Raw genomic sequence first — 24209 nt, forward strand, 5'->3', positions numbered from 1 at the left:
GGGATGACATCTATCTCTAGCCATTGCAATAGATAGGCGTCATCCCGTTTTAAAACGATAATTTATATAATTAAATAAAGAACAGAAAACTTTAGCATGAGCCTTACAAAAATGTAATAAAAATGTAAGCTATTGTGATAGTTATTTCGACAATTTTTTTATACAATAATAGTAACAACTTGTACGTGAATGAAAGGGGAGATGACATGGAATGGGTTCATGAATTATTTCAGCAATACGGGTATTATGTAGTACTTGTAGGCTTGCTGTTAGAATATATTGCACTTCCGTTTCCGGGAGAGCCAACATTAGCATATGCGGGATTTTTAGCACAGAAGGGTGATTTAAGTTTACCTATTTTAATTATTTTATCCTTTATTGGGACAAGTGTAGGAATGACGATCCAATATTTTTTAGGGAATAAGCTTGGTATGCCTTTTGTTCAAAAATACGGGAAGTACGTATTTTTAACACAAAGAAAAATTGATTTAACGAGAATGTGGTTCGATAAGTATGGATATTTTCTAATCTTTATTGGCTTCTTCATCCCTGGTGTACGTCATTTTACAGGATACTTTGCAGGTATCATTAACTTACCGTTTCGCCGCTTTGCGATTACAATTTATTCAGGTGCTTTATTCTGGGTATCATTCTTCTTAATTGGTGGCTACTGGCTAGGTGGTAACTTACATGATATTTTCGGAGTACTGGAAGATAATATCGGTAAAATCATCTTTGGAGTAGTTGTAATTGTAGTAATCACGCTGAGCGTTCGTTTCCGCAAACAGCTAAAACGAGTATTCGTACAAAACGCAAGTTAATATGAAATCCATTCTATGTCAGAATTTAGGAAGGCAGTGCAAAAGCACTGCCTTTTTATTTTATCCCGCTATTTGTGGGAGTCGGGCCACCCGTAAAAGCCCGATTGGTGCGGGCTGATAATCAGTGGGGGATGAACAAAACCCCCACTGATTAAAGTTTCACTTTATGTTCCAATCTATTTTCAGTTTCCCTTTTAACTTATTTCCGCTAACTATAATGTAATAAGTTCCTGTCTTAATTGCCGCAAATTGGTATGTATTAGGGCCGTTTGAAGCTAAATAGTTTTCTTCCTCTTCAAATTCACTAGCCATTCTTATGTCTCTCATGTAGCCATTTGGATTTTCAGATGGTGATTCAACGGTAAATTCTAATATGTCACCCCGTTTTAGTTCAATTGGGACTTTATGTTCACCGCTAAAATGCTGAAAAGATGCTTCGAAAGAGTTTTCTGTTTTTGTTTCGATCCATTGTTCTTTTGATGTTCCAATCTTTGCTAGATCGATTAAGTTGATTGTGATAAATATAATAAGCATAATGCTTGGCACGAAATATTGTATCCAATTAAATTTTGTTGCTATGACTGTACATAAGTAGAAAAAAAGAGAACATACTGCTCCAATTGAACCGAGGAACAAGAACTGTATTAGAGCAGCTTCTTTAAATATTAGGAAGGGAAGAAAGAATAAATAGCCGCAAAAAATATAAAGGCATAATCTCTTAAGTCTTGTATGTGTTTTTAAGTTCAATTTATCGATGCAAATAGAGCAAAAAATTGCATATAAAGCAAGAAGAGGAATGAAGGGAACATATAGTAATTCCCGTAATCCAGCTAAGAAACTATATAGTGTTTGTTGACTAGTTGTTAAGAGAAGTGTGCTAATAAGTAATAATAACAAGAAAGTTGCTGTTAGCTTAGTAAGAATGTAAGAAAAGGTAGATGTTTTATTCATATGTCACCTCCTTTGTTTAATATTTCACATTCATTATATAGGTTATTTGCATCATAATAAATCCTTATTTTTGTCAATTATTAACGTCAAAATGACAATGATAATTGACATTTATCAGGATATTATTTACAATTTTAATTAAATAAATGAAAAAGAGGTAAGACATGAAGCTTCAAAATCGAGTGAGGGAATTGCGAGCAAAGCATCGTTTATCACAAGGGGATTTAGGGAAAGCGATTGGCTCATCACGGCAAACCATTAGTTTAATTGAGCGTGGGGATTATGCGCCGTCTATTGTATTATCGCTAAAAATCGCACAAATTTTTGGAGCGCCGGTGGAGGAGATATTTACGTTAGTGGAGGGGGAAGACGAAAATGAAGAGTAAGGCGAAGGGGAAAATGTCTGCTATATTTAAGCTGTTGGTAGGAGCGATATTTGGTGGATTTATAGGGTATGTAATAGGAGATATTGCTACAGCTGGTACTAGCAAAATATCTCCTGTTATTAGCATTATTATGATGAGTGTATTCGGTATAGCGGCTATGTATTATATTTGGAAGCGTACAAGAGCGCTCGCACAAACGAAAGATGAAGAGGAGAATGTTAAGGGACGAAGATTAGGAATAGTACTTATTTATCTTCGAATAATGGAAATTGTTATTCCATCATGGTTTGTTTGCTCAGTTATTGCTTTTTACCGAACGTATACAGGTGAGGGGAACTTATTCTTTGTGAGTGTAAGTACAGTGGCATCTGCAGTATGCTTTATTGCTATAACTTGGTTAGGATTTGCAATGAAGAAAAGGTATAACAATCTATATCCAGAACAGAGTGTCACGTATTCTCAGTCAATGGAAATGTGGGCGAAGAATGCAGATGAAGGGCAAAAGCAAATCGTTCATGAAGCCGGATATAAGGCATATCAATATACAAATATGACACTTGTTTGTGCGTGGTTTGCGGCGATTGCGTATGCACTTTTAGACGGAAAAGATTTCTTTATGGTCATTATGATTTCGTTCGTTTGGGTATTACATGTTGGAACATATATGTATGAAATGCATAAAAAGATGATTTATTGAGGGGAGAAAAGCGTTGGACATTTTAAGAAGACCTGCTTTTTCAATGTTCGTTGCCTTCGTTTTCTCCGCTTTATATGGGTTCATTCGAATAGAAAAAGTACAGCAAATTATAGAAATATGGGCCTTTTTCGGGATTGCATTGCTAGTGTTAGCTATTCATGAATTAGGGCATGTAATATGTGGTTTGATAGTCGGTTTGAAATTTAAGTTTATGACAGTAGGGCCTATTACTGTTCAAAAAGAAAAGGGGAAAATACGAATTCGAGAAAATAAAATATGGATGTATGTTGGTGGCGTTGCAATGTTAGTGCCGCCTTCCACACAAACACCGAACCTTTCAAGAAAATGGGCATGGATGACTTTAAGCGGACCGTTAACGAGTTTCGTATTTGGCATTGTATCAGGTTACATATATATGGTGAGTTATTACCACATGCTTTTATACTTTTCTGTGTTACACCTTGCAATCTTTGTCGTCACAGCAATTCCAATTAAGGGAACGCTATTAAGCGATGGCATGCAATTCCTCATTTTAATTAAAGATGATGAAAAGGCTAGAGAGCATTTATACACGATTCAAGTATCGAGTGAGTTATTTAGTTACAAAAGACCGAAAGATTGGGATGAGAGATTAATAGAACTTAGTGAGGAAAAATTAAAAGAGGATAAAAGTATAAGCGAGATAATGAGTGGACTTATGCTCGTCTTTTATGCCCGAGCTGATCAAGAGGGGATGGAAAGGGCGATACCGTATGTAGAACAAATTGTTCAACTACCTGTAACGAAAGAAAATAAATTTTTCGTTAGTATCTTTCATAGTTGGTATCTTTTATATAAAGTACTGTATCAGGAGGAAAGTCTTTCTCTGCAAGAAGCGAAGGAACATGCAAAGGCAATTACAAAAATGGACTTAAATGGGTATTACCGCACACAAGGAATTGTTAAATATTTAGAGGGTGATTTAGAAGCTTCACGCACTTATATGAGGAAAGCTGATAAAGAATTGAAGAGCACTGAGAAGAGTGAAATAGGATATTTACAATTAGAGAGAGAATGGTTTGAGCAGTTGAAGGAGAGGGTATCTTACGATGGGTGAGGTATCCTCTTTTCTATATGTAATCTTATGCCGTTCCGTAAAAAGCTTGGGGCGAGTAAAATGAGGTAAGAAGAGCAAAGCTTGGAGGAATTATATATGGAAATTTTAGCGATTATTTTGTTAGTCTTGCTCATTTATGCTGTTTTTAAAGTGACGTATGTGGCATTAAAGATACTTGCGATTCTTGTAGTTATCTTTTTAATTGTGGAGTTCGGTAGTAAGTTGCTTGGGGGATAGGGTATGTTGTGCTTTAGGGATGTCGAACGATGTCGTTAAATCGATATCCTGTGTTGAAACGTCGATATAATGATATATTCCAGGAAGTACTATGCGGGGTATATGAGGTGATCTAAAAAAGCTGGAAGAGTATCTTCCAGCTTAAGAGTTACTTTCAATTTGTTGACCATTTTCTTCTTCGTGGTCTTGTAATAGGTTGAATACGTCTGCTAGGCAGAATGCGATAAACCAAGTCCATAGACCGTGGAAGAAAGCTGAGCTTAATTGAAGTGGTAATGTATAGTTTGTCATTGAGTAGGAAATACATCCACCAACGATTCCGATCATTGTTAATAACATTGTTTTTTGAGCATTTTCTTCTGGATTGAAGAGGAAGAAAATGTATCCACCTAAAATTGAAGCGCTTACAAGCGTTTCGATTCCATTAAAAATGATATTCTCTCCAAGCTGGGTGTTTGTCCAGAAGCAGATCACACCGCCTACGATGGCAAACAGGACAGCTATTGTGTATCGTACATATTGATTCATATGTTCATCTCCTTATGTAGTAAGATGATTTGGAAGTCAAAAAGGTAGGTATAGTATATTGAAGTGAATTTTAGTTGTACGTATCTTTTTATAAAAAGATCAGTGAAGAATAACTAAGATGATCGGCTTTTTTTTAGCCGTTACGTGTATGGTGTCTGAAATATACCCGACTGCTCGTTTCTTTTTGCTTATAATAATAAGAGAAACTTCCAAGTCTATATACTCTTTTTTGTAAGTCTACTTTTATTATAACACATTTAGTGCCACAATAATAGAATTATCTGATTTTGTAATAAGTGTAAAAAATAAAAAGCGCAAGGAATTGTAGTTCCTTGCGCTTTTTTATATACGTTTGAAACGTCCAACGATTTCAACGGTTTCAGTAATATTCATAAATGCTCGATTGTCTACTTGGCGAATGATTCGTTTCATTTCGCCTAACTCGTAGCGAGTTACGACAGTGTAAATCATTTTCTTCTTATGGTTTGTATAGCCGCCGACAGCATCTACCATTGTTACGCCACGTATGCCGTGATGTAATAGTGAGCTTTTTATTTCCTCACCTTTTTCTGTAATTGTCATTATCGTTAATTTAATATGTTTTGTATGCACGGCATCAATTACTTTGCTGACTACAAACCGACTAATTAACGTATAAAGCGTAATATCCCATCCGAAAATAAATCCTGCTGCAACAAGTAAGATTAAGTTGAATCCAAAGATGATTGCTCCAATTGAAACATCGCGATGTTTCGCTACAATCAATCCAACAACATCAAAACCACCTGTTGAAGAAGCAAATCGGAATATGATTCCTGAGGCAGCACCGCAGATGACACCACCGAATACAGAAGAAAGTAAAATATCGTCTGAGACTTGGTGTACTGGGATAATGTTCATCGCTAAAGATGATACAGCTACAAAGTATGCCGTTAAAAAGGTTGTCTTCTTACCTAAGTAAAAGTGACTTAAAATAAGAAGCGGAATGTTTAGTAAAAAGATAAGTGCTCCGATATTGTAGTGCATTAAATAACCGATGATCATCCCTACACCAGCGAACCCACCGCTAATCATATTATGCGGGATAAAAAACATATTCATAGAAATTGCATACAAAATAGAAGCTATAAAAATAACAACTAGCTGTATGATAAATTCTAAGTGAAATGTTTTAGCTGCTGGGAAGGATAAAAAGGCGGTGTCGGGAACGTAATCGGCGTCTCCTAGTTGACCCATAGTATGTTTCATCTCCATATTCATTTTTGATTACAAGAAGAGAATAAAGCTTTTTTCAAAAACTGGCAATAGTTTTATTATAATGCAAAAATTTTATAAATTTCTAAAAAATTAAACCTATTCAAAGATACGTGTGAATATACTAAAGAAAGCGAATACATTGGTTTTCTAGCATAATTTTTTGAGAAAATATGCAAAAAAACTTTTGAGAACAAAAGGAAATAGAGAATGTTTGTTGAATGTGCTAAAATGACTTTATTAAGGATGTGAAGCGATGGAATTTTTATTGCAGGATGCAATTCTATATATATCGTTTGTAACGACAGCGCTTTGTGTATTAGAAGTCTTTTTTCTTGCTAACGTTTCTCGCTTTGTGCGTCAGCAAGCATCGAGCGGTAGACAGAGAGCTTTTAAACTAGTTGATACGTGTGAAGAGGGTACAAGAAATGTACCGCTATTTTCTATTTTTTATAAATATGGAATGATTCGTTCTGTCCGCAGACAAGAATCGAGCGGAGAGAGTGACGAGGTAGGTCCGTATACACCAATGTTTCGCTAATTAATTACGAAACATTGGAGGAATGAATATGTTAAAATCATACCGAGCTGGGCTCATTAGTTTATCATTATTACTTGTTTTTGTTTTATCTGGCTGCAGTAATGCAGGCACAATTGATTCACATAGTACGGGAATTTGGAACCATTATTTTGTATATCCAATATCGTATATGATTCAATTTGTTGCTCATCATATATCTGGTGGAAGCTTTGGGATTGCTATCATTGTCATTACGCTTGTTGTTCGTTCAGCACTGATTCCATTAGCTGTTTCGCAATATCGTAGTCAAATGAAAATGAAAAAAATGCAACCTGAATTACAGAAGCTGAAAAAGAAACACGGTGATGTGGGTAAAGATCTTGAAAAACAAAAGCTGTATCAAAAAGAAATGTCAGAACTAATGAAATCAGGCGGTTGGAATCCGTTAGCTGGTTGCTGGCCAATCTTTATACAAATGCCGATTTTCTCTGCTTTGTATTACGCGATTAGCCGAACTGAAGAGATTCGTACATCTTCATTTTTATGGGTAAACTTAGGACATGCAGATCCATATCATATATTACCGATTATCGCAGCGTTAACAACATTTATTCAAATGAAGGTGTTCCAATCAAATATAACGCCTGGAGAGCAAGTGCAAATGCTGAAAATACAGCAAATTATGATGCCAGCAATGATTTTGTTTATGGGTATTGCGGCACCGTCAGGACTTGTGTTGTATTGGATTACGGGTAACTTATTTACAATGACACAAACAATTGTATTAAGAAAAATAATGGAACGTGAAGAATTACAATTACAAAAAGCTTAGAGAAACACCGCTCGTGATGAGCGGTGTTTTTTATTTGCATCGTTAAGGAAATTTTAAGAAACCAACATTACTATTGGCATTGTATACGTAAGTGTACATGCTTTAGAAATATGAAGGAGGAAATTTCCTATGAAGAAAAAAACAGTTGGGTATTTAGCGATTGCAGGTGCTTTATCATTTGGAATTATAGGAGGAGCCTGCATACCAGCATTTGCGGCAACGAATACGCAAGCAGCTGAGCAACCTACAAAAACGGCGAAAAAGGATTTAGATGCCACTACAAAACAAAAAGTAAAAACGATTATGGATGATACAAAGAAACAATTAGAGGAACTAGGTGTGAGATTCCCAGAGAAGGGTAAGCACAAGGAAATGTTTGCAGGATTAGATGATCAGGCAAAAGAAAAAGCGAAGTCAATTTTAGAGCAAGAAAAGTCTGGAACATTAACTCGTGAGCAAGCGAAAGAGAAATTGAAAGAATTAGGCGTAAACCTTCCAGAGAAAGGGAAGCGTGGTGACATGTTCGCGAATCTAGATGATCAGGCGAAAGAAAAAGCGAAAGCAATTTTAGAGCAAGAAAAGTCTGGAACATTAACTCGTGAGCAAGCGAAAGAGAAATTGAAAGAATTAGGCGTAAACCTTCCAGAGAAAGGGAAGCACAAAGATATGTTCGCGGATTTAGATGATGCGACAAAAGAAAAAGCGAAGTCAATTTTTGAGCAAGAAAAGTCCGGAGCATTAACTCATGAGCAAGCGAAAGAAAAATTGAAAGAATTAGGAGTAAACCTTCCAGAGAAAGGGAAGCACAAAGATATGTTCGCGGATTTAGATGATGCGACAAAAGAAAAAGCGAAGTCAATTTTTGAGCAAGAAAAGTCAGGGAAATTAACTCGTGAGCAAGTGAAAGAGAAACTGACGGAACTAGGCGTGAAACTTCCAGAGAAAGGGAAGCATGAAGACATCTTTGCGAACTTAGATGATCAGGCAAAAGAAAAAGCGAAAGCGATTCTAGAAAATGAAAAGAAACAACTAGCGGAATTAAATGTCGATCTTCCAAATCATAAATTTTTCATGAAAAAAGATGATAAATAATTGAACTATGCCGTATCTTTCGTGTGGGCAACCGAAAGATACATATGTGAGGAGGCTGTCTTTGGAACAGCCTCCTCTTATTATGTAGGTTGCTATCGTTGTCGTTTTTTGTTGGGAAGTCGATATAATTTCATTTACCAGATCACATTGTTAACGAGAGAGCAAATTAGAGAAATATGGTAACTTCTGTTATAATATAAGGAGAGAAATATTTTTTATGTTATATAAAAAAATATATTGATTTTTTCTAACAATTCAATATAATGAACAATAACTACAAAATTCGACATCAAGAAGTGATGATGAGGACATGATCAATTTTTTACGATTCTCAGAGAGGGAGGCCTTTGGCTGTGAGCTTCCTAATACGGAAAAATGGATTACCACCTCTGAACTGCAGCAGTGAACGGATATCTAGTAATTGCTTGCCGGCAAAAACCGTTATTTAGACTTGAGAAATTGGTGAAGTGTGTCACTTTACTAATTGAAACAAGGGTGGAACCACGAATACAACACTCGTCCCTTTTTTAGGGAGGAGTGTTTTTTTATTTCATTTTTGCATCACACTAGAATTGGAAGGAGGATACGCAGCATGCATCATGATGAGAAAAACAAAATTGGTTTAACAGTAGCACTTTCTATCGTAGTAGGAACTATTATTGGGTCTGGTGTGTTTATGAAACCAGGGAGCGTATTAGATTACTCGGGGAGTTCTAATATGGCAATCCTTGCTTGGGTAATTGGTGGTCTGTTGACGTTAGCAAGTGGTTTAACAGTAGCCGAAATTGGGGCGCAAATTCCGAAAAATGGTGGGTTGTATACGTATTTAGAGGAGATTTACGGAAGTTTTTGGGGGTATTTATCTGGCTGGATGCAAACAATTGTTTATGGACCAGCTATTATTGGAACGTTAGGTTTGTATTTTAGTTCTTTAATGATCAATTTTTTCTATTTAGATAAAGTATGGAATTTACCAATCGCAATTGGAACAGTTGTGTTCCTAGGCGTTGTAAATAGTATGGGAACAAAATATGGGGGCATCGTCCAAACGGTTACGACAGTTGGGAAGATGATTCCGATTATATTAATTGTTGTGCTAGGGTTTTGGAAAGGGAATAGTGATATCTTCAACGTAGTTGTACCGATATCAGAAAATCAAAGTATCGGGATGGCAATTTTAGCAACTTTATTTGCCTATGATGGTTGGATTTTGCTTGCTTCTATCGGCGGAGAAATGAAGAATCCAACAAAGTTATTACCAAAGGCAATGACAGTTGGGATTTTAATTGTAACTGCTGCTTACGTATTAATTAACTTAGCGTTATTAAATGTATTACCAGCAGCGAAAATTGTAGACCTTGGAGAAAATGCAACAGCGACAGCTGCGGGCATGCTACTTGGAGAATATGGCGGGAAAATTATTAGTATTGGTATTATCATTTCTATTTTCGGTTGTTTAAATGGGAAGATTTTAACGTTCCCGCGTATTCCGATGTCGATGGCAGAGCGTGGACACCTTCCGTTTTCTAAGTTTATCGCAAAGGCACACGAGAAGTTTAAAACACCAGCGAATGCGATTACTGTTGAAATCATATTAGGAATTATTTTAATGCTTATTAGTGATCCGAATAAGCTATCTGAGATTTCCGTATTCATTATTTATATTTTCTATGTAATGACGTTTATTGGTGTCTTTATTCTAAGAAAGCGTAACAAGGATAAAGAGCGTGCATATAGTGTACCGTTATTCCCAATTGTACCAATCGTTGCGATTTTAGGATCGTTGTTTGTACTTGGAAGTGCGATTATTAACGATCCGATAAGTTGTTTCTTATCGATTGGAATTGTATTTACAGGACTTCCGGTGTATTGGTACTTAAATAAGAAGAAAGAAACTGGAGTTTAATGATTGAAGGGCAGGCGTATAATACGCCTGCCTTTTTTGCTGTAAAAAAATTATACTTGCGTCCACTTTCTCTTTTGATTACTATAATAGTAGTAACCAAAAGAGAAAGTGTGGGGGAAGACTTGAATTTTCGTGTATATATTTTAGCTATTGCGGCTTTCGTAGTCGGAACGGTTGAGCTAATTATAGGAGGAACGCTCGATTTAGTTGCCAATGATTTAGGTGTGTCGATTAGTGCAGCTGGTCAGCTTATTACAATATTTTCAGTAGTATTCGCTCTATCAGGTCCAGTTTTATTAGCAGTAACAGGAAAGTTTGAAAGAAAAAGATTGTATGTTGGGGCATTGTCGATTTTCTTAATCGGAAATATTATTTCAGCATTTAGTGTGAATTACGGGATGTTAATGTTCTCGAGGGTAATTTGTGCAGCGAGTGGATCGCTTATTATTGCACTATCGGTAACACTTGCTTCTAGTGTAGTAGAGCCACATTTTCGTGCGCGTGCAATTGGAATCATTTTCATGGGTATTAGTGGATCACTCGTACTTGGAGTACCACTCGGCCTTGTGCTTGGAAATGCATACGGATGGCGTGCTCCATTTGTATTAATTTCGATATTAACTGTTATGGCAATCGCTTGTATTTCGTTGTTCTTAACGAAAGTACCAGCGACATCAGTATTATCAATAAGAGAACAAATCGCTACGTTAAAAGATAAAAAAATTGTAAGTGCACAGTTAACATCATTTTTATTTTTAACGGGTCATTTAACGCTATACGCATATTTAACACCGTTTTTAAAAGATGTCATGCATGTTGAAGCAAACTGGATTAGTGTGTTTTACTTTATTTTCGGAATTGCAGCGGTACTTGGAGGTGGCCTTGGCGGCTGGCTTGCGGATAAATGGGGATCGCAGAAAAGTATTATTTCCATCATTATCGTATTTGCATGTGCAATCTTTATGTTGCCGATGATGACATTCTCATTCCCGCTCTTCATCATTATGATGGGATTATGGAGTATGCTGAGCTGGGCGATTTCGCCAGCACAGCAAAACTATTTAATTGAAATTGCACCAGAATCAGCTGGTATTCAGCAAGGTTTAAATAACTCTGCACTTCATTTAGGAATTGCGCTCGGTTCAACAGTGGGCGGAGTTGTTATTGAGAAATCATCTGTTATATATAACGCTTGGGTAGGCGGCGTTTTCATTATATTGGCGCTGCTTTGTGCGATTTTCTCTATTACGAGAGGGCGTTCTAATCAGCTTGTGAAGGAAGAATCTATCGTTTGATAGGTTCTTTTTTTGAAGAAAATTAAAGGATTTAGTAGAGGAATAGAGAAGGTGGTAGGTAGCGAGGTGATAATATATGTATTCGAATTTTTCGATTATTGGTTTTCTAATGTCGATAGTTCCGTTATTTCTTATTATTTTTGTATTTAGATGGGTTCGTTTCATCTATCAAAATTCAGAGAAACAAGTGGAGCAGAATGAGAAAATTATTGAGCTGTTGATGGATATAAAGGAGAAGAATAAGTAATAGTATTTATTTGTAAAATTAGTATATAAAGATATAAAGTAATCTAATTTTAGCAAATTTGAAAGGTACTTTTGAAAGTGCCTTTTTATTATGTTTAAAGGGTTGAGCACAAATTATCTTTATTTATCAATAGTCAAATGGAAATGAGGAATTCAAAACTCGCAGTTTATCCATTTAACTTTCTCAATATTTCGACAGTATGTTACAAAAAAACCACCTATTCTCTTTTTTTTACTATAAGTACAATGAAACAGTAAGATTGCTTCATGTAGAAATTTATATATGGTGGTGGAGAGAGTGAAACGAAAGGTAATCGGAAAATGGTTTAGTTTTTTTAGTGCTCTTATTGTTTTATTAGGAATTGTAGTACCACAAGCAAAAGCAGAAGTAATGAACAGAGAAAAGTATGAAATGGATTGGAGTTATAGTAAAGCAAAAGATCGTGACATAAAGACCGAAATAATTAAAACTGCCTCGGGTAGTATTGCGTATTGTTTAACGCCTGATTTACGTTCTCCTAATGGAGAAGATTTACCTGATATTGGAAAAACATCTGATGCTGTATACCGTGTTTTACTTAATGGATATCCCAAAAAAAGCCCATCTGAATTAGGTGTAGCGACAGTGGAAGAAGCGCATTATGCTACACAATTAGCAGTATGGATTGCATCAAATGAATTAACTGAAGAAGATTTAGTTGCAAAAAATGAACAAGTACATAATCTTATGAAGCGTTTAGTAGAGGCTTCAAAAAAAGAAACTGGATCACAAGATGTATTTTTTAAAGTTAATTCTATAGATCCACAAACTGCAATGCAAAAAGGTGATTATTTAGAAACAGGGTTTTATGCAATTCAAACAAATGCAGTGTCTGGTTCCTATACAATTCTTCCTGAAAATGCTCCTAAAGGTATTAGAATTGTAAATGAAAGAGGAGAAGAGAAAAGTACATTATCAATTAATGAAAAATTCAAAATTTTAATTCCGAAAGATACGATTAGTGGGAATTTTAAAATGAAAGTGAAATCTACTTTAACAAATTTACAAGCAATAGCTTTTAAAGGCTCGGAAAAAATTCAAAACACAACGGTATTGTTACAAAGAAATAGTGAGAAAATCAGTACAGATTTAATCGTAAACTGGGAATCGGTAGGATCTTTAAGGATTATGAAATTAGGAGGGCAGAAGGAAGTATTAAAAGGGGCTGTGTTTGAAGTTTCTAATGAAAACTTTAAACAAAATGTTACTACAAATGATAAGGGGATTGCGGAGTTAGGAAATCTTTCTATCGGTATATATAGCGTGAAAGAAATTCAAGCGCCGGCTGGATATGTGTTAGACAATGCTGTTAAAAAAATTGAGGTGAAAACTGGTGAAACAGCTGTATTAGAATTGAAAAATGAAAATATAAAAGGTGAACTAGAAATAACAAAAGTAGATGTAGCCGATGGAAATACGAAATTACCAAATGCAGAGTTTACAATTTATAACGAGCAAGGGAAAGAAGTAGTAAAAGGAAAAACGAATGAGCAAGGTGTAGCGAAATTCAAACTGCCATACGGAAAGTACACGTATAAAGAAACAATAGCACCGAATGGATATGTAATTAATGGGGAGACATTCGCATTCGAAATAAAAGAGAATGGAGAAATTATTAAACATATCGTTCAAGATAAAAAAATAGAAGGTGAACTAGAAATAACAAAAGTAGATGTAGCCGATGGAAATACGAAATTACCAAATGCAGAGTTTACAATTTATAACGAGCAAGGGAAAGAAGTAGTAAAAGGGAAAACGGATGAAAAAGGTGTAGCGAAATTTAAACTACCATACGGAAAGTACACATATAAAGAAACAATAGCGCCGAATGGATATGTAATTAATGAAGAGACATTCTCATTTGAAATAAAAGAGAATGGAGAAATTATTAAGCATACTGTAAAGAATAGGAAAGAAGAGAAACCCTCTACAACTCCTAAACCGGATCAGCCTCAAACACCGAGTGGAGAAGTAAAACCTTCTATAGATGATGTGAAGGCAATAGAAAAGCCTGCTAAGGATGAAGTTCGTTTACCAATGACAGGTGGTACGAAAGAGTTTGCGCTCTTATTTATTCTAGGGATTGGTTTTATTATTGCTGGTGCATATGTGTTAAGGTTGAAAAATAGAAAAGAAATGTAGAAAAATTGAGGTGGGAGTTTTACTGCCCACAAATAGCGGGATAAAAAAGAGCTGTACCAAATGAGTATGTAAAACTCCGTTTGGTACAGCTTTTTTTGTATGGAAAATTATATTATCTATTCAAATGGTAGAATCGATTTTGGGATTTGTTAATACCTCAACTTCATCAACAATTCCTTAATTTCCTCATCCTGCATAAAGAGATCATGGTGCTTCTCTGTAATCTTCGCAAGTGCAACGTCATGATAGAAGAACTCCGTAAAGAACTTCACGAAAGGTTGTGACATTGTTTTCATCGCTTGCCATGATTCTTGCTCTACACCAGCAAATAAAATTTCACGATCGTCAACGATGAGTAGTAAGTAACGCTCTAATGCGTTAGGTTCTTCAGTTGGGATTAGAAAATGCATGTTTTCTAAATCTGTTTTTACTTTTCCAACTATGAGGGACTCGATCTGGACACCCTGTTTTGCTTTTTCTTCTAGTAAAGGAAGATATTCTAAAAGGGTATCGTTCCATGCGGAGATGCGTATGGATTCTTTCGCATCTTCTACAAGTTGCCTACTTTGTACTTTAATAGAAGACTGCATTTTTAAACTCCAAACGCGGTCATCTGTAAATGACTTTTTAGAAATATTATTTTCAAGTTCTTTAATATTAGATTGGAATTCTGTCGTTAACTTTTCAATTGCTAGCTTGAGTGGTAATGCGGTATACAATTTTTTCTTTTCAGAAACAGAATCCATTACCATCCCTTTATCAATTAGTCGTGCTAACACTTCGTATATTTTTGCTTTTGGAACACCTGAATGTTTAACGATAGTTGTTGCATCTAATGGTTCATTGCTTGATACGACAACTTCATAGGCCTGGCTTTCATATTGTGAGAAACCGAATTTTTGTAGCATAGTTCCCTCCGAACGAATGAGATTATATGTTAAGGATAATGAACTATTTGTTTTTACACAAGTGTTGAGATAACAAGTAGGTTGATTGAAATGAGAATAAATTTCAAGTTTTTAAACTATATGGATTGAGCTTTCTGATTTATCTATTATACTTAATATAGTGATTAATAGGATTAAATTTCATCGAGAAGGGGATGCTTGAGGGACGATGTTGAGAAGTTTACGTTTAAAAATTGCAGTAGTATTTTCGGTGCTTATTTCTATGATGTTTGTAATATTAGGTACAGCTGTGTATCAATTGCAAAAAGAGAAAGAAACGCACTCCTTAGACCAGTATTCTGAAAATACGATGGATCTTGTGACAGAGCAGTTAACTGCATTTATGCAGCGAATTGAAGAAGATATGGGTCATTATGGAACTCATGATGATATTCAAAACATGCTACAAGATGGGGTTACCCCAGAAGAGGAGAGTTTTATTTTAAAGGAATTTTCAAGGTTTAAAAAGAATCATCCTGATATTTTAGATGTCTACATAGGGACGAAAGATAAAAAAACGTTGAGTGCAAATCTTGCTGAAGGAGGCAAAGTATCGGAAGGATATGATCCAACAAGTCGTCCTTGGTATAAAGCGTCAGAAGTAGATACAAAATCGATTATTTGGGGACAACCACAATATGAAATCGCGACGGGTAAGTTAAGTATTGGAGTTTCAAAAGCCATTGTCGGACAAGATGGTTCTGTGTTAGGTGTTGTAGCAATGGATGTATCACTAGGGACGATTCAAAAGCTACTCCATAATATTCAATATAATAATGGCGGAGAAATGTTTATCATAAATGATAAAAATATTGCCATTGTGTACCCGGAGAAAGTAGGAAAAGATGTTTCGAAAGAACCACTTGTTAAAAGTTTAAATAAAGATGAAACGAAATTTGCGGCGGCGACATTAGGTGGAAAAGATGTAGTAGCCTATAGTCAATTGTTTGATAAGATGAAATGGAAAATCGGGATTGTATATCCGAAAGAGTCCATTGATAACTTACTAATAGAAACAAGAAATACAGTTATTATAATGGCATGTATAAGTTTATTAATTGGAATATTAGCTTCATATGTATTCTCAAGAAGATTAGCAAGACCATTACAACTATTAACAAATCACGTTCAAAAAGTAGCGGAAGGTGATTTAACGTTGCAAATGAAGGTGACAAGTAAAGATGAGGTTGGTACGCTTACGACTCACTTTAATGATATGGTTGAGCAAATGAATGAAATGGTAAGTAAAATTAAAAATAGTGTATCGACAGTACAGCAATCGACTCACAATCTGCATTATTTAACGAATGAAACTGTAGCAGCTAGTAGAGAAGTTTCAGGTGCAATGGATGATGTGAGCGGAGGCGCGTCTACTCTTGCTAATAGTGTAGAGGAGGTTTCAGCGCAACTTGAAAATATGGTGCAGTCGATGGAAGAAATGAATAGTTCCGTTGGTGAAATAAAGGGAGTGACTGGCAAGGCGGAAGAAGCATCTAAGCAGGGACTCAATACGATGCGAAATTTAGTTCGTACAAGAGAACAATCATCTTCTATCGTTGTTCATACGGAAGAAGCATCCGGTAAGTTAGAGCAAAGGGTTGGATTGATTCGAAATGTGGTAGAACTTATAAAAGGTCTTTCGGATCAAACGAATTTACTGGCTTTAAATGCTTCAATTGAAGCAGCACGTGCAGGTGAGCAAGGTAAGGGCTTCTCTGTTGTTGCGGAAGAGGTTCGAAAATTAGCTGAACAATCAAAAGAGGCAACGGGTGAGATTGCAATAATGATTAGTGGTGTGCAGTTAGAAGTAAAACGAGTTGTAGAAGTTGTAAGTAAATTGAAAGACATTGCGGATATACAAAATAAAGTTACGGCAGAGGCGGAGACAGAATTTCGCACAATTATGTCAGTTGTAAATACTATTAGTACCTCAGTTGAAAAAATTGTAGAAGAGGTAAATAACATAGGTCACGAGCAAGAAGAAATTACAGAAGTTATGCAAACAATTGCTAGCACGAGTCAAGAGAGTGCGGCTGTTTCTGAAGAGGTAAATGCAGCAACTGAGTCACAAGTGAATCATTTAGAAAAAGTAGCTCATACGATGGAAAGTGTGACAGAGAATATGCAGGACTTAGAGAGATTGGTTGAGCAGTTTAAAGTAGAAGAAAACAGATTAGTAAAGTGATGAGGATTTAGGTAAAATAGACAATGGATATATAAGAAGCGATTATAGGAGGTAAGTGTTACTATGGCAATTGTTGACGTATCGATTATTCCGGTAGGAACAGGTAATCCAAGTGTTAGTGAATATGTGGCAGAAGTACAAAAGGTGCTAGAGAAAAATGCTGATCGCGTGAAGTATCAATTAACACCGATGAATACAGTTATTGAAGGAGATCTTCCTGTCATTTTAGAAGTCATTCAACAAATGCATGAAGTTCCATATACGAAAGGTGCACAGCGTGTTGCGACAACAATTCGTATCGATGATCGCCGTGATAAAGTAAGTACGATGGAGAAGAAATTAAACTCTGTTCGATCAAAATTATAAGAAAAAGCAGCGATCTTCGCTGCTTTTTTCATATAGGAGGAAAATAAGATGAGTGAAAAGTTTAATGAGCAATTTGATGGATTATTAGAGAAATATACAGAATTATTGCTAGGAGAAAGTAATGAAGAGCGAAAAGAGCAGGTACAGAAATGGGCACTTTATTCTTATATAGCTAAGACGATGCCAGCTTTAGTGAAACATTGGAATGAGACGTATCCAGATGCAAAAGAAGAGATGGTACAGTTAATTACGAATATTAAAAAGCTGAATGATGAGAAGCGAAATGAGAAGTAAGAAGGCTTGAGATAATGTTACCTCAAGTTTTTGTTATTAATATCCTCATATAATTTAGATGAAATATAAATGGTTTTGTGAGCATGTCGAATATTTTCGGCATGCTCATTTTTTCCCTAGTAAACTCCTTTTTTCTAAATGTCGAAAAATATTTCTTCATATTTACAAGCGAGAATATAGGGTTTTAAATGTTTTGATAGTATTTTATAAATTATCTAAATAATTATTTGTATCAAATAATTTTAAACAGTGATATAATTTTGAAGAGGGGTAAAAAACAGATAAAGTATAGTCTTAGGGGTGAATTACATGGAACAATTAATGCGAAATTCGTTTCTTTTCTTGTCTAAAAATAAAGCGCTAACAAAACTGGCTAAAAAGTACGGTTTACGCTTTGGTGCAGGTCGATTCGTCGCAGGGGAGACGATTGAATTAGCGACAGCTGCAATTAAAGCATTAAATAAGCAAGGTCTTTGTGTAACAATCGATTATTTAGGTGAATTCGTTGATAATGAAGCGGAAGCAAATGAAATGGCTAGCGAATCGATTGAAGCGATTCGTGCAATTGGAAGAGAAGGTCTTGATTCGCAGCTTTCTTTAAAGATGACTTCTATGGGATTAGATATCTCTGACGAAATCGTAATGAACAATATGCGCCGTATTTTAGAAGCTGCAAAAGAAAATGGTGTGTTTATTACAATTGATATGGAAGACTATACGCGCTGCGGGAAAACAATTGATATCTTTAAACAATTAAAATCTGAATACGATAATATTGGTACTGTTATTCAAGCTTATTTATATCGTACAGAAAAAGATATTGAAGATTTAAATGCTTATAATCCTAATTTACGTCTTGTAAAAGGGGCTTATAAGGAACCTGAAGAAGTAGCGTTCCCAGACAAGAAAGATGTAGATGACAATTATAAAAAAATTATTAAAATGCACTTATTAAATGGAAATTATACTGCAATTGCTTCACATGACGAAGCGATTATTGAATATACAAAAAAACTTGCCGAAGAACACAATATTTCAAGGGATCAATTTGAATTCCAAATGTTATTTGGTATTCGTACAGAGCGTCAACTTGAGCTAGTAAAAGAAGGCTATAAAATGCGTGTTTACGTACCGTATGGAAACGACTGGTATGGTTACTTCATGCGCCGTCTAGCAGAGCGTCCAGCGAACGTTGCGTTCGTATTAAAAGGTATGATCAAAAAATAACCAAGGAGAAATTTCTCCTTGGTTATTTTAATTGCTGAAATGCATAGTGCGCCATTTTCTTCGTATCAGGATATAGTTGTGTACGAGTAGAAGATAATACGACGTTAATGATACGTTTACCGTCTTTTTCATCAACTGTTACAACTGTATATTTTCCGAGTGCTGATAAACCGCTTTTACTTCCAATCGCATATGGATCGTCATATAGTTCTTCTCGTCCATAGTTTGCAATTTTTGGAGAGCGCTCTGAAGTATGTAGTGTTGTATGTATTGAATTCATATATTCTAAAACGATCGGATACTTCAAGGCTTCTTTCGTAATAATAGCAATGTCATAAGGTGATACTTTATTTCCAAGTGCATCAGCACCGCTTGCGTTTTTGAAAGTTGCATGTTTTGTACCAAGTTCTTTCGCTCTAGCATTCATCATTTTAACAAACCCTTCTTTTGATCCTGCAATATGTTCTGCAATTGATTCAGCGATTGGGTCTGCACTAATGATCAGCATAAGCTTTAATGCCTCATCACGTTTTAATTTTTCACCCGCGTGAAGCTTAATCTTCTTACTTTGACTTTCCGTTTTAATCGCATTTTCCGTAATCGTAATTTCCTCATCTTCTTTTACATTCTCTAGTAAGAGAAGAGTCGTCATCATTTTGGCTATACTAGCCGGATAAGAGCGTTCATCTTCACGTTTTCCATACAAAATTTTCCCTGTGTCTGCATCGATTGTAATCCCATATTGACCAGTAATGTTAGGTTGATCTACTCTTACAACTTGTTGCCGTTGTGCATAAGAGAAGAAAATCATCCCTGTAAATAGTGTGGCAATCATTACAATCATAATTATTGTTCGTTTCATCGTCGTTCCCTCTTTTGTTTTCCATATGTACAAATAAATTGGGCAGAAAAAGCAGCCATTAATCATTATGCCACGTTCTCTGCCCAAAAATATAGCGTTATTTTTCGCCCATATTATGCTTCTTATATTGTTGGTTATTACCTTGACGCCCTTTTTCAACACCGTGATTATGCGGACCTGCATTTCCAGTTACGCTTGCTGCGCTAATTCCAGCTTTTGAAGGGTTCTTCTTAAGTTTTGCCATATATATTCCTCCAGTTTCGTCAGATTATAAAAAGGGAAAGTGCATTTTAATGAAGAAAATACACATGTATAGCATAGCCAAATGAAAGAAATATATTTATTTCAGAAAATTTTATCAATAAATATATTGCGAAAATTCAAACTGTATCATATATTTATTAGTAGAGGCTCACTCATTGATTGCGACTTATGTCGAAAAATTGAATGAGCATTCATTCAAGAATAGGGGGAGAAATGGATGTTCCAAATTAAAAAGGCTGCTGTTCTAGGTTCAGGCGTAATGGGTTCAGGAATTGCGGCACACTTAGCTAATATTGGTATTCCGACATTATTGCTTGATATTGTACCACCGGCGCTTACGAAAGAAGAAGAAGCGAAGGGACTTACATTAGAACATAAAAGTGTGAGAAATCGTTTTAGTAACACGGCTTTGCAAAAACTAGTAAAGCAAAAACCAGCTCCTCTGACAGTGAAAGGTAATCTAGCACTGATTGAAGCAGGAAACTTAGAAGATGATCTTGAGCGTCTTGTTGATGTAGATTGGATTATTGAAGTAGTAGTTGAAAACTTAGATGTTAAAAAGACACTATTTGAAAAAGTAGATGCGGTCCGTAAACCTGGCTCGATTGTGAGCTCAAATACATCAGGAATTTCCGTTGAAAAAATGGCAGAAGGTCGTTCAGACGACTTCCAGAAACACTTCTTAGGCACACACTTTTTTAACCCACCACGATATTTAAAACTTCTAGAGGTAATACCGACGAAAGAAACTGATCCACAAGTATTAAGCTTCATGAAACTATTTGGCGAAGACGTTCTTGGAAAAGGCGTTGTTATCGCAAAAGACACAACAAACTTTATTGGAAACCGCATCGGTACGTATGGCTTGCTTGTAACGCTTCAAGAAATGATTAAGCGTGGCTATAGCATTGGAGAAGTTGACTCTGTAACAGGTCCATTAATTGGTCGTCCGAAGAGCGCAACGTTCCGCACATTAGATGTTGTTGGTTTAGATACATTTGTACACGTTGCAAATAACGTATATGAAAATGTACAAGAAGAAGAGCGTGATGTATTTAAAGTACCTGCTTTCATGCATGACATGCTTGATAAAAAATGGCTTGGAAGTAAAACGGGGCAAGGCTTCTTCTTAAAACAAGGAAAAGAAATTTTAGAATTAAATCCAGAAACGATGGAATATGAAGCGCGTAAAAAATTAAAAGCTGCATCCGTAGAGCTAAGTAAGCAAGAAAAAGGATTAGCGAATAAATTGAAAGCGCTTGTATACGCGAAAGATCGCGCAGGAGAGTTGTTATGGAATATTATCACACCAACTCTTTTATACTCTGCAAAACTTCATAAAGAAATTGCTGACGATATCGTTGCAATTGACCAAGCGATGAAATGGGGCTTCGGCTGGGAGCAAGGTCCATTTGAAATTTGGGATGCAATTGGCGTTGAAAAATCCGTTCAAAAGATGGAAGAAAACGGCGTAAATGTACCTGCTTGGGTGAAAGAAATGGTAGAGAAAGGTTTTGCTACTTTCTATAAACATGATAATGGCGATAGCTACTATTACGATAACGGTGAATATAAGCTAATCGAACGTAACAAAAAAGCAATTTCGCTTAAGCAATTAAAAGCGAAAAACGGTGTGTTAAAGAAAAATAGCGGAGCGAGCTTAATTGATTTAGGCGACGGCATCCTTTGCTTAGAATTCCATTCGAAGAGCAATGCAATCGGTATGGATATTACGCAAATGATTAACTACGCTGTTGATGAAGTAGAGAAAAATTATAAAGGTCTTGTTATCGGAAACCAATCGAAGAACTTCTGCGTCGGTGCGAACCTTGCAATGATCTTAATGGAAGCACAAGATGACAACTACTTTGAAATTGAGTGGGTTGTGAAAAACTTCCAAGATGCAATGACGAAAATTAAGTATTCTTCTAAGCCAGTTGTAGCAGCGCCATATGGTATGACACTTGGCGGCGGTACAGAAGTTTGTTTACCAGCAGCGAGCATTCAAGCTTCTAGCGAAACATATATGGGCTTAGTAGAAGTAGGTGTTGGTCTAATCCCTGGCGGAGGGGGTAACAAAGAGCTATACATTAAACACTTAAACAAGATGGCAAACGGTGTAGAATTCGACTTACAAAAAGTTGCGAATAAAGTATTCGAATCTGTAGCGATGGCGAAAGTTTCTACATCAGCACAAGAAGCTGTATCGAACAACTTCTTAGGCGATAAAGACGGTATTAGTGTGAATGGTGATCACTTACTATATGATGCGAAACAAAAAGCACTTGCTTTATATGAAGCGGGTTATAAAGCGCCTATCCGCAAAAAGATACCAGTTGTTGGTGAGACAGGATATGCAACGCTTGTACTTGGTGCAGAAGCAATGCATTTATCAGGTTACATTTCTGAGCATGATCTTCACATTGCGAAGAAACTTGCATATGTCATTGCGGGCGGAAAAGTGCCGTACGGAACAGAAGTTGATGAGCAGTATTTATTAGATGTAGAACGTGAAGCATTTATTAGCTTAGTAAGTGAGATGAAATCACAAGCAAGAATGCAGCACATGCTTGTAAAAGGAAAGCCATTACGTAACTAATAACGAGGGGAGATATCGTTCATGAGAGAAGCTGTCATTGTTGCGGGAGCAAGAACACCAATTGGAAAAGCAAAGAGGGGTTCATTAAAAACAGTTCGTCCTGACGATCTAGGGGCGTTAGTAGTAAAGGAAACGTTAAAGCGTGCGAATTATGAAGGACCAATTGATGATTTAATTTTCGGTTGTGCGATGCCAGAAGCAGAGCAAGGTTTGAATATGGCTCGTAATATCGGCGGGCTAGCAGGACTTTCTTACGATGTTCCAGCTATTACAATTAACCGTTACTGTTCTTCAGGTTTACAAAGTATCGCTTACGGAGCAGAACGCATTATGCTTGGTCACTCTGAAGCTGTATTATCAGGCGGAGCGGAATCAATGAGTTTAGTTCCGATGATGGGACACGTTGTTCGTCCGAATAGTCGCCTTGTAGAAGCGGCTCCAGAATATTATATGGGTATGGGACATACAGCAGAGCAAGTTGCTGTGAAATATGGAATTTCTCGTGAAGAGCAAGATGCATTCGCGGTAAGAAGTCATCAACGTGCTGCAAAAGCATTAGCTGCAGGGAACTTTGCTGATGAAACAGTATCTGTAGATGTAACATTACGTACTGTTGGATCAAATAACAAACTGCAAGAAGAAACAATCATTTTCGCACAAGACGAAGGTGTAAGAGCAGAGACGACGCTAGACATTTTAGGTAAATTACGTCCAGCATTTAACGTTCGCGGTTCTGTAACGGCTGGTAACTCTTCACAAATGAGTGACGGTGCAGCATCTGTACTATTAATGGATCGTGAAAAAGCAGTGAGCGATGGCATGAAGCCACTTGCAAAATTCCGTTCATTCGCAGTAGCTGGTGTACCACCAGAAGTAATGGGAATCGGCCCAATCGCTGCAATTCCGAAAGCGTTAAAATTAGCTGGTTTAGAGCTATCTGATATCGGCCTATTCGAACTAAATGAAGCGTTCGCTTCTCAATCTATCCAAGTTATTCGTGAACTTGGTTTAGATGAAGAAAAAGTAAACGTAAACGGCGGTGCAATCGCACTTGGACATCCACTTGGCTGTACAGGAGCAAAACTAACACTATCCCTTATTCACGAAATGAAACGCCGCAACCAACAATTCGGTATCGTAACAATGTGTATCGGCGGCGGAATGGGAGCAGCGGGAGTATTTGAATTACTATAAAAAAAGTGGAAGCGGCTCGTTCAGAATGTGAGGGGGATGGAGCTTCAGACGTAGAGGCGCTTTTTGCCTCGTAGGAAGAAGTGAAGCCACCGAACATTCTAGCCGCTGGAACTAGATTATAAAAAAAGTGCAGGTGGCTCGCTTAGAACAAGAGGACGCTAAAGCAAAGAATGGAAGCAACAAAGGGTTATCCCGCATTAACGGGCAGTAAAACTCCCACCTCGAAAT

Annotated in this window: 23 protein-coding genes, 1 pseudogene and 1 other annotated feature; of the genes and pseudogenes, 18 read left to right on the forward strand and 6 right to left on the reverse strand. The window is 36.4% G+C overall.

Going from position 1 to position 24209, the window contains the following annotated elements:
- The first annotated feature begins 206 nt into the window (after positions 1–206).
- Positions 207–821, forward strand: coding sequence for a DedA family protein (locus MR071_RS00935; protein ID WP_105585537.1), 615 nt, complete (start codon positions 207–209; stop codon positions 819–821).
- Between the two features lie 159 nt (positions 822–980).
- On the opposite strand, the gene MR071_RS00940 is transcribed toward MR071_RS00935, so the two are convergent.
- Entirely contained in the window at positions 981–1772 is a 792-nt protein-coding gene (locus MR071_RS00940) for a PPC domain-containing protein (RefSeq protein WP_105585536.1), read from the reverse strand.
- A gap of 164 nt (positions 1773–1936) precedes the next feature.
- Here MR071_RS00940 and MR071_RS00945 point away from each other — a divergent pair, with 164 nt between their 5' ends.
- The 4 genes from MR071_RS00945 to MR071_RS00960 all read left to right on the forward strand — a co-directional run bounded on the left by MR071_RS00945 (position 1937) and on the right by MR071_RS00960 (position 4188).
- Entirely contained in the window at positions 1937–2158 is a 222-nt protein-coding gene (locus MR071_RS00945) for a helix-turn-helix transcriptional regulator (protein WP_105585535.1), read from the forward strand.
- Positions 2148–2855 (forward strand): DUF3169 family protein, encoded by a 708-nt coding sequence (locus MR071_RS00950; protein ID WP_242234653.1) that lies wholly within the window; start codon positions 2148–2150, stop codon positions 2853–2855. Before MR071_RS00945 ends, MR071_RS00950 begins: the two co-directional genes overlap by 11 nt.
- A 13-nt stretch (positions 2856–2868) precedes the next feature.
- On the forward strand, positions 2869–3951 hold the full coding sequence (locus MR071_RS00955; RefSeq protein WP_105585533.1) for a M50 family metallopeptidase: 1083 nt from the start codon (positions 2869–2871) through the stop codon (positions 3949–3951).
- A gap of 96 nt (positions 3952–4047) precedes the next feature.
- Positions 4048–4188, forward strand: coding sequence for a DUF3985 family protein (locus tag MR071_RS00960; RefSeq protein WP_002124182.1), 141 nt, complete (start codon positions 4048–4050; stop codon positions 4186–4188).
- A 141-nt stretch (positions 4189–4329) separates the two neighbouring features.
- On the opposite strand, the gene MR071_RS00965 is transcribed toward MR071_RS00960, so the two are convergent.
- Both MR071_RS00965 and MR071_RS00970 read right to left on the reverse strand, forming a co-directional pair.
- Positions 4330–4716 carry a DUF3938 domain-containing protein gene (locus MR071_RS00965; RefSeq protein WP_105585532.1) on the reverse strand — a complete coding sequence of 129 codons (387 nt, stop codon included), beginning with the start codon at positions 4714–4716 and terminating at the stop codon, positions 4330–4332.
- Between the two features lie 342 nt (positions 4717–5058).
- Complete coding sequence (locus tag MR071_RS00970; protein ID WP_016096587.1) at positions 5059–5952, reverse strand: YitT family protein; 894 nt, start codon at positions 5950–5952, stop codon at positions 5059–5061.
- Between the two features lie 274 nt (positions 5953–6226).
- Here MR071_RS00970 and MR071_RS00975 point away from each other — a divergent pair, with 274 nt between their 5' ends.
- From MR071_RS00975 to MR071_RS01000, 6 genes are all read left to right on the forward strand, one after another.
- Positions 6227–6511: a hypothetical protein gene (locus tag MR071_RS00975; protein WP_002015967.1), complete on the forward strand. Its 285-nt coding sequence runs from the start codon at positions 6227–6229 to the stop codon at positions 6509–6511.
- A 28-nt stretch (positions 6512–6539) separates the two neighbouring features.
- Entirely contained in the window at positions 6540–7322 is a 783-nt protein-coding gene (locus MR071_RS00980; RefSeq protein ID WP_105585531.1) for a membrane protein insertase YidC, read from the forward strand.
- Between the two features lie 129 nt (positions 7323–7451).
- Positions 7452–8414 (forward strand): hypothetical protein, encoded by a 963-nt coding sequence (locus MR071_RS00985; RefSeq protein WP_242234655.1) that lies wholly within the window; start codon positions 7452–7454, stop codon positions 8412–8414.
- Positions 8415–8704: 290 nt separating this feature from the next.
- Positions 8705–8941, forward strand: a binding site (T-box leader).
- Between the two features lie 65 nt (positions 8942–9006).
- Positions 9007–10320: an APC family permease gene (locus MR071_RS00990; RefSeq protein ID WP_105585529.1), complete on the forward strand. Its 1314-nt coding sequence runs from the start codon at positions 9007–9009 to the stop codon at positions 10318–10320.
- On the forward strand, positions 10320–11615 hold the full coding sequence (locus MR071_RS00995) for an MFS transporter (protein WP_242234657.1): 1296 nt from the start codon (positions 10320–10322) through the stop codon (positions 11613–11615). Before MR071_RS00990 ends, MR071_RS00995 begins: the two co-directional genes overlap by 1 nt.
- A 529-nt stretch (positions 11616–12144) precedes the next feature.
- Positions 12145–14043 (forward strand): thioester domain-containing protein, encoded by a 1899-nt coding sequence (locus MR071_RS01000; RefSeq protein WP_242234659.1) that lies wholly within the window; start codon positions 12145–12147, stop codon positions 14041–14043.
- A 149-nt stretch (positions 14044–14192) separates the two neighbouring features.
- Here MR071_RS01000 and MR071_RS01005 read toward each other — a convergent pair whose 3' ends face one another.
- Positions 14193–14951 carry a TrmB family transcriptional regulator gene (locus tag MR071_RS01005; RefSeq protein WP_105585526.1) on the reverse strand — a complete coding sequence of 253 codons (759 nt, stop codon included), beginning with the start codon at positions 14949–14951 and terminating at the stop codon, positions 14193–14195.
- A gap of 265 nt (positions 14952–15216) precedes the next feature.
- Here MR071_RS01005 and MR071_RS25710 point away from each other — a divergent pair.
- From MR071_RS25710 to MR071_RS01025, 5 genes and pseudogenes are all read left to right on the forward strand, one after another.
- A pseudogene (locus tag MR071_RS25710) lies at positions 15217–16212 on the forward strand (cache domain-containing protein); the annotation flags it as partial.
- 123 nt (positions 16213–16335) lie between these two features.
- Entirely contained in the window at positions 16336–17175 is an 840-nt protein-coding gene (locus tag MR071_RS25715; protein ID WP_375337507.1) for a methyl-accepting chemotaxis protein, read from the forward strand.
- 63 nt (positions 17176–17238) lie between these two features.
- The gene (locus MR071_RS01015) at positions 17239–17541 is read left to right on the forward strand and encodes an MTH1187 family thiamine-binding protein (RefSeq protein WP_001018862.1); all 303 of its coding nucleotides are present in this window, start codon (positions 17239–17241) and stop codon (positions 17539–17541) included.
- 48 nt (positions 17542–17589) lie between these two features.
- On the forward strand, positions 17590–17835 hold the full coding sequence (locus MR071_RS01020) for a YusU family protein (RefSeq protein ID WP_002145027.1): 246 nt from the start codon (positions 17590–17592) through the stop codon (positions 17833–17835).
- Between the two features lie 309 nt (positions 17836–18144).
- Complete coding sequence (locus MR071_RS01025; RefSeq protein ID WP_105585524.1) at positions 18145–19062, forward strand: proline dehydrogenase family protein; 918 nt, start codon at positions 18145–18147, stop codon at positions 19060–19062.
- A gap of 22 nt (positions 19063–19084) precedes the next feature.
- Here the strand turns inward: MR071_RS01025 and MR071_RS01030 are convergent, their stop codons facing one another.
- Together MR071_RS01030 and MR071_RS01035 are read right to left on the reverse strand one after the other, a co-directional pair.
- The gene (locus MR071_RS01030) at positions 19085–19924 is read right to left on the reverse strand and encodes a D-alanyl-D-alanine carboxypeptidase family protein (RefSeq protein ID WP_242234663.1); all 840 of its coding nucleotides are present in this window, start codon (positions 19922–19924) and stop codon (positions 19085–19087) included.
- A gap of 97 nt (positions 19925–20021) precedes the next feature.
- On the reverse strand, positions 20022–20168 hold the full coding sequence (locus MR071_RS01035) for a YuzL family protein (protein ID WP_001096344.1): 147 nt from the start codon (positions 20166–20168) through the stop codon (positions 20022–20024).
- Between the two features lie 237 nt (positions 20169–20405).
- On the opposite strand from MR071_RS01035, the gene MR071_RS01040 reads away from it, so the two are divergent.
- The gene (locus MR071_RS01040) at positions 20406–22787 is read left to right on the forward strand and encodes a 3-hydroxyacyl-CoA dehydrogenase/enoyl-CoA hydratase family protein (RefSeq protein WP_242234665.1); all 2382 of its coding nucleotides are present in this window, start codon (positions 20406–20408) and stop codon (positions 22785–22787) included.
- Positions 22788–22808: 21 nt separating this feature from the next.
- Positions 22809–23981 carry an acetyl-CoA C-acetyltransferase gene (locus tag MR071_RS01045; protein WP_001206343.1) on the forward strand — a complete coding sequence of 391 codons (1173 nt, stop codon included), beginning with the start codon at positions 22809–22811 and terminating at the stop codon, positions 23979–23981.
- Positions 23982–24209: the final 228 nt, after the last annotated feature.

The sequence above is a fragment of the Bacillus cereus group sp. BfR-BA-01316 genome, assembly GCF_022664195.1.
GTDB lineage: Bacteria > Bacillota > Bacilli > Bacillales > Bacillaceae_G > Bacillus_A.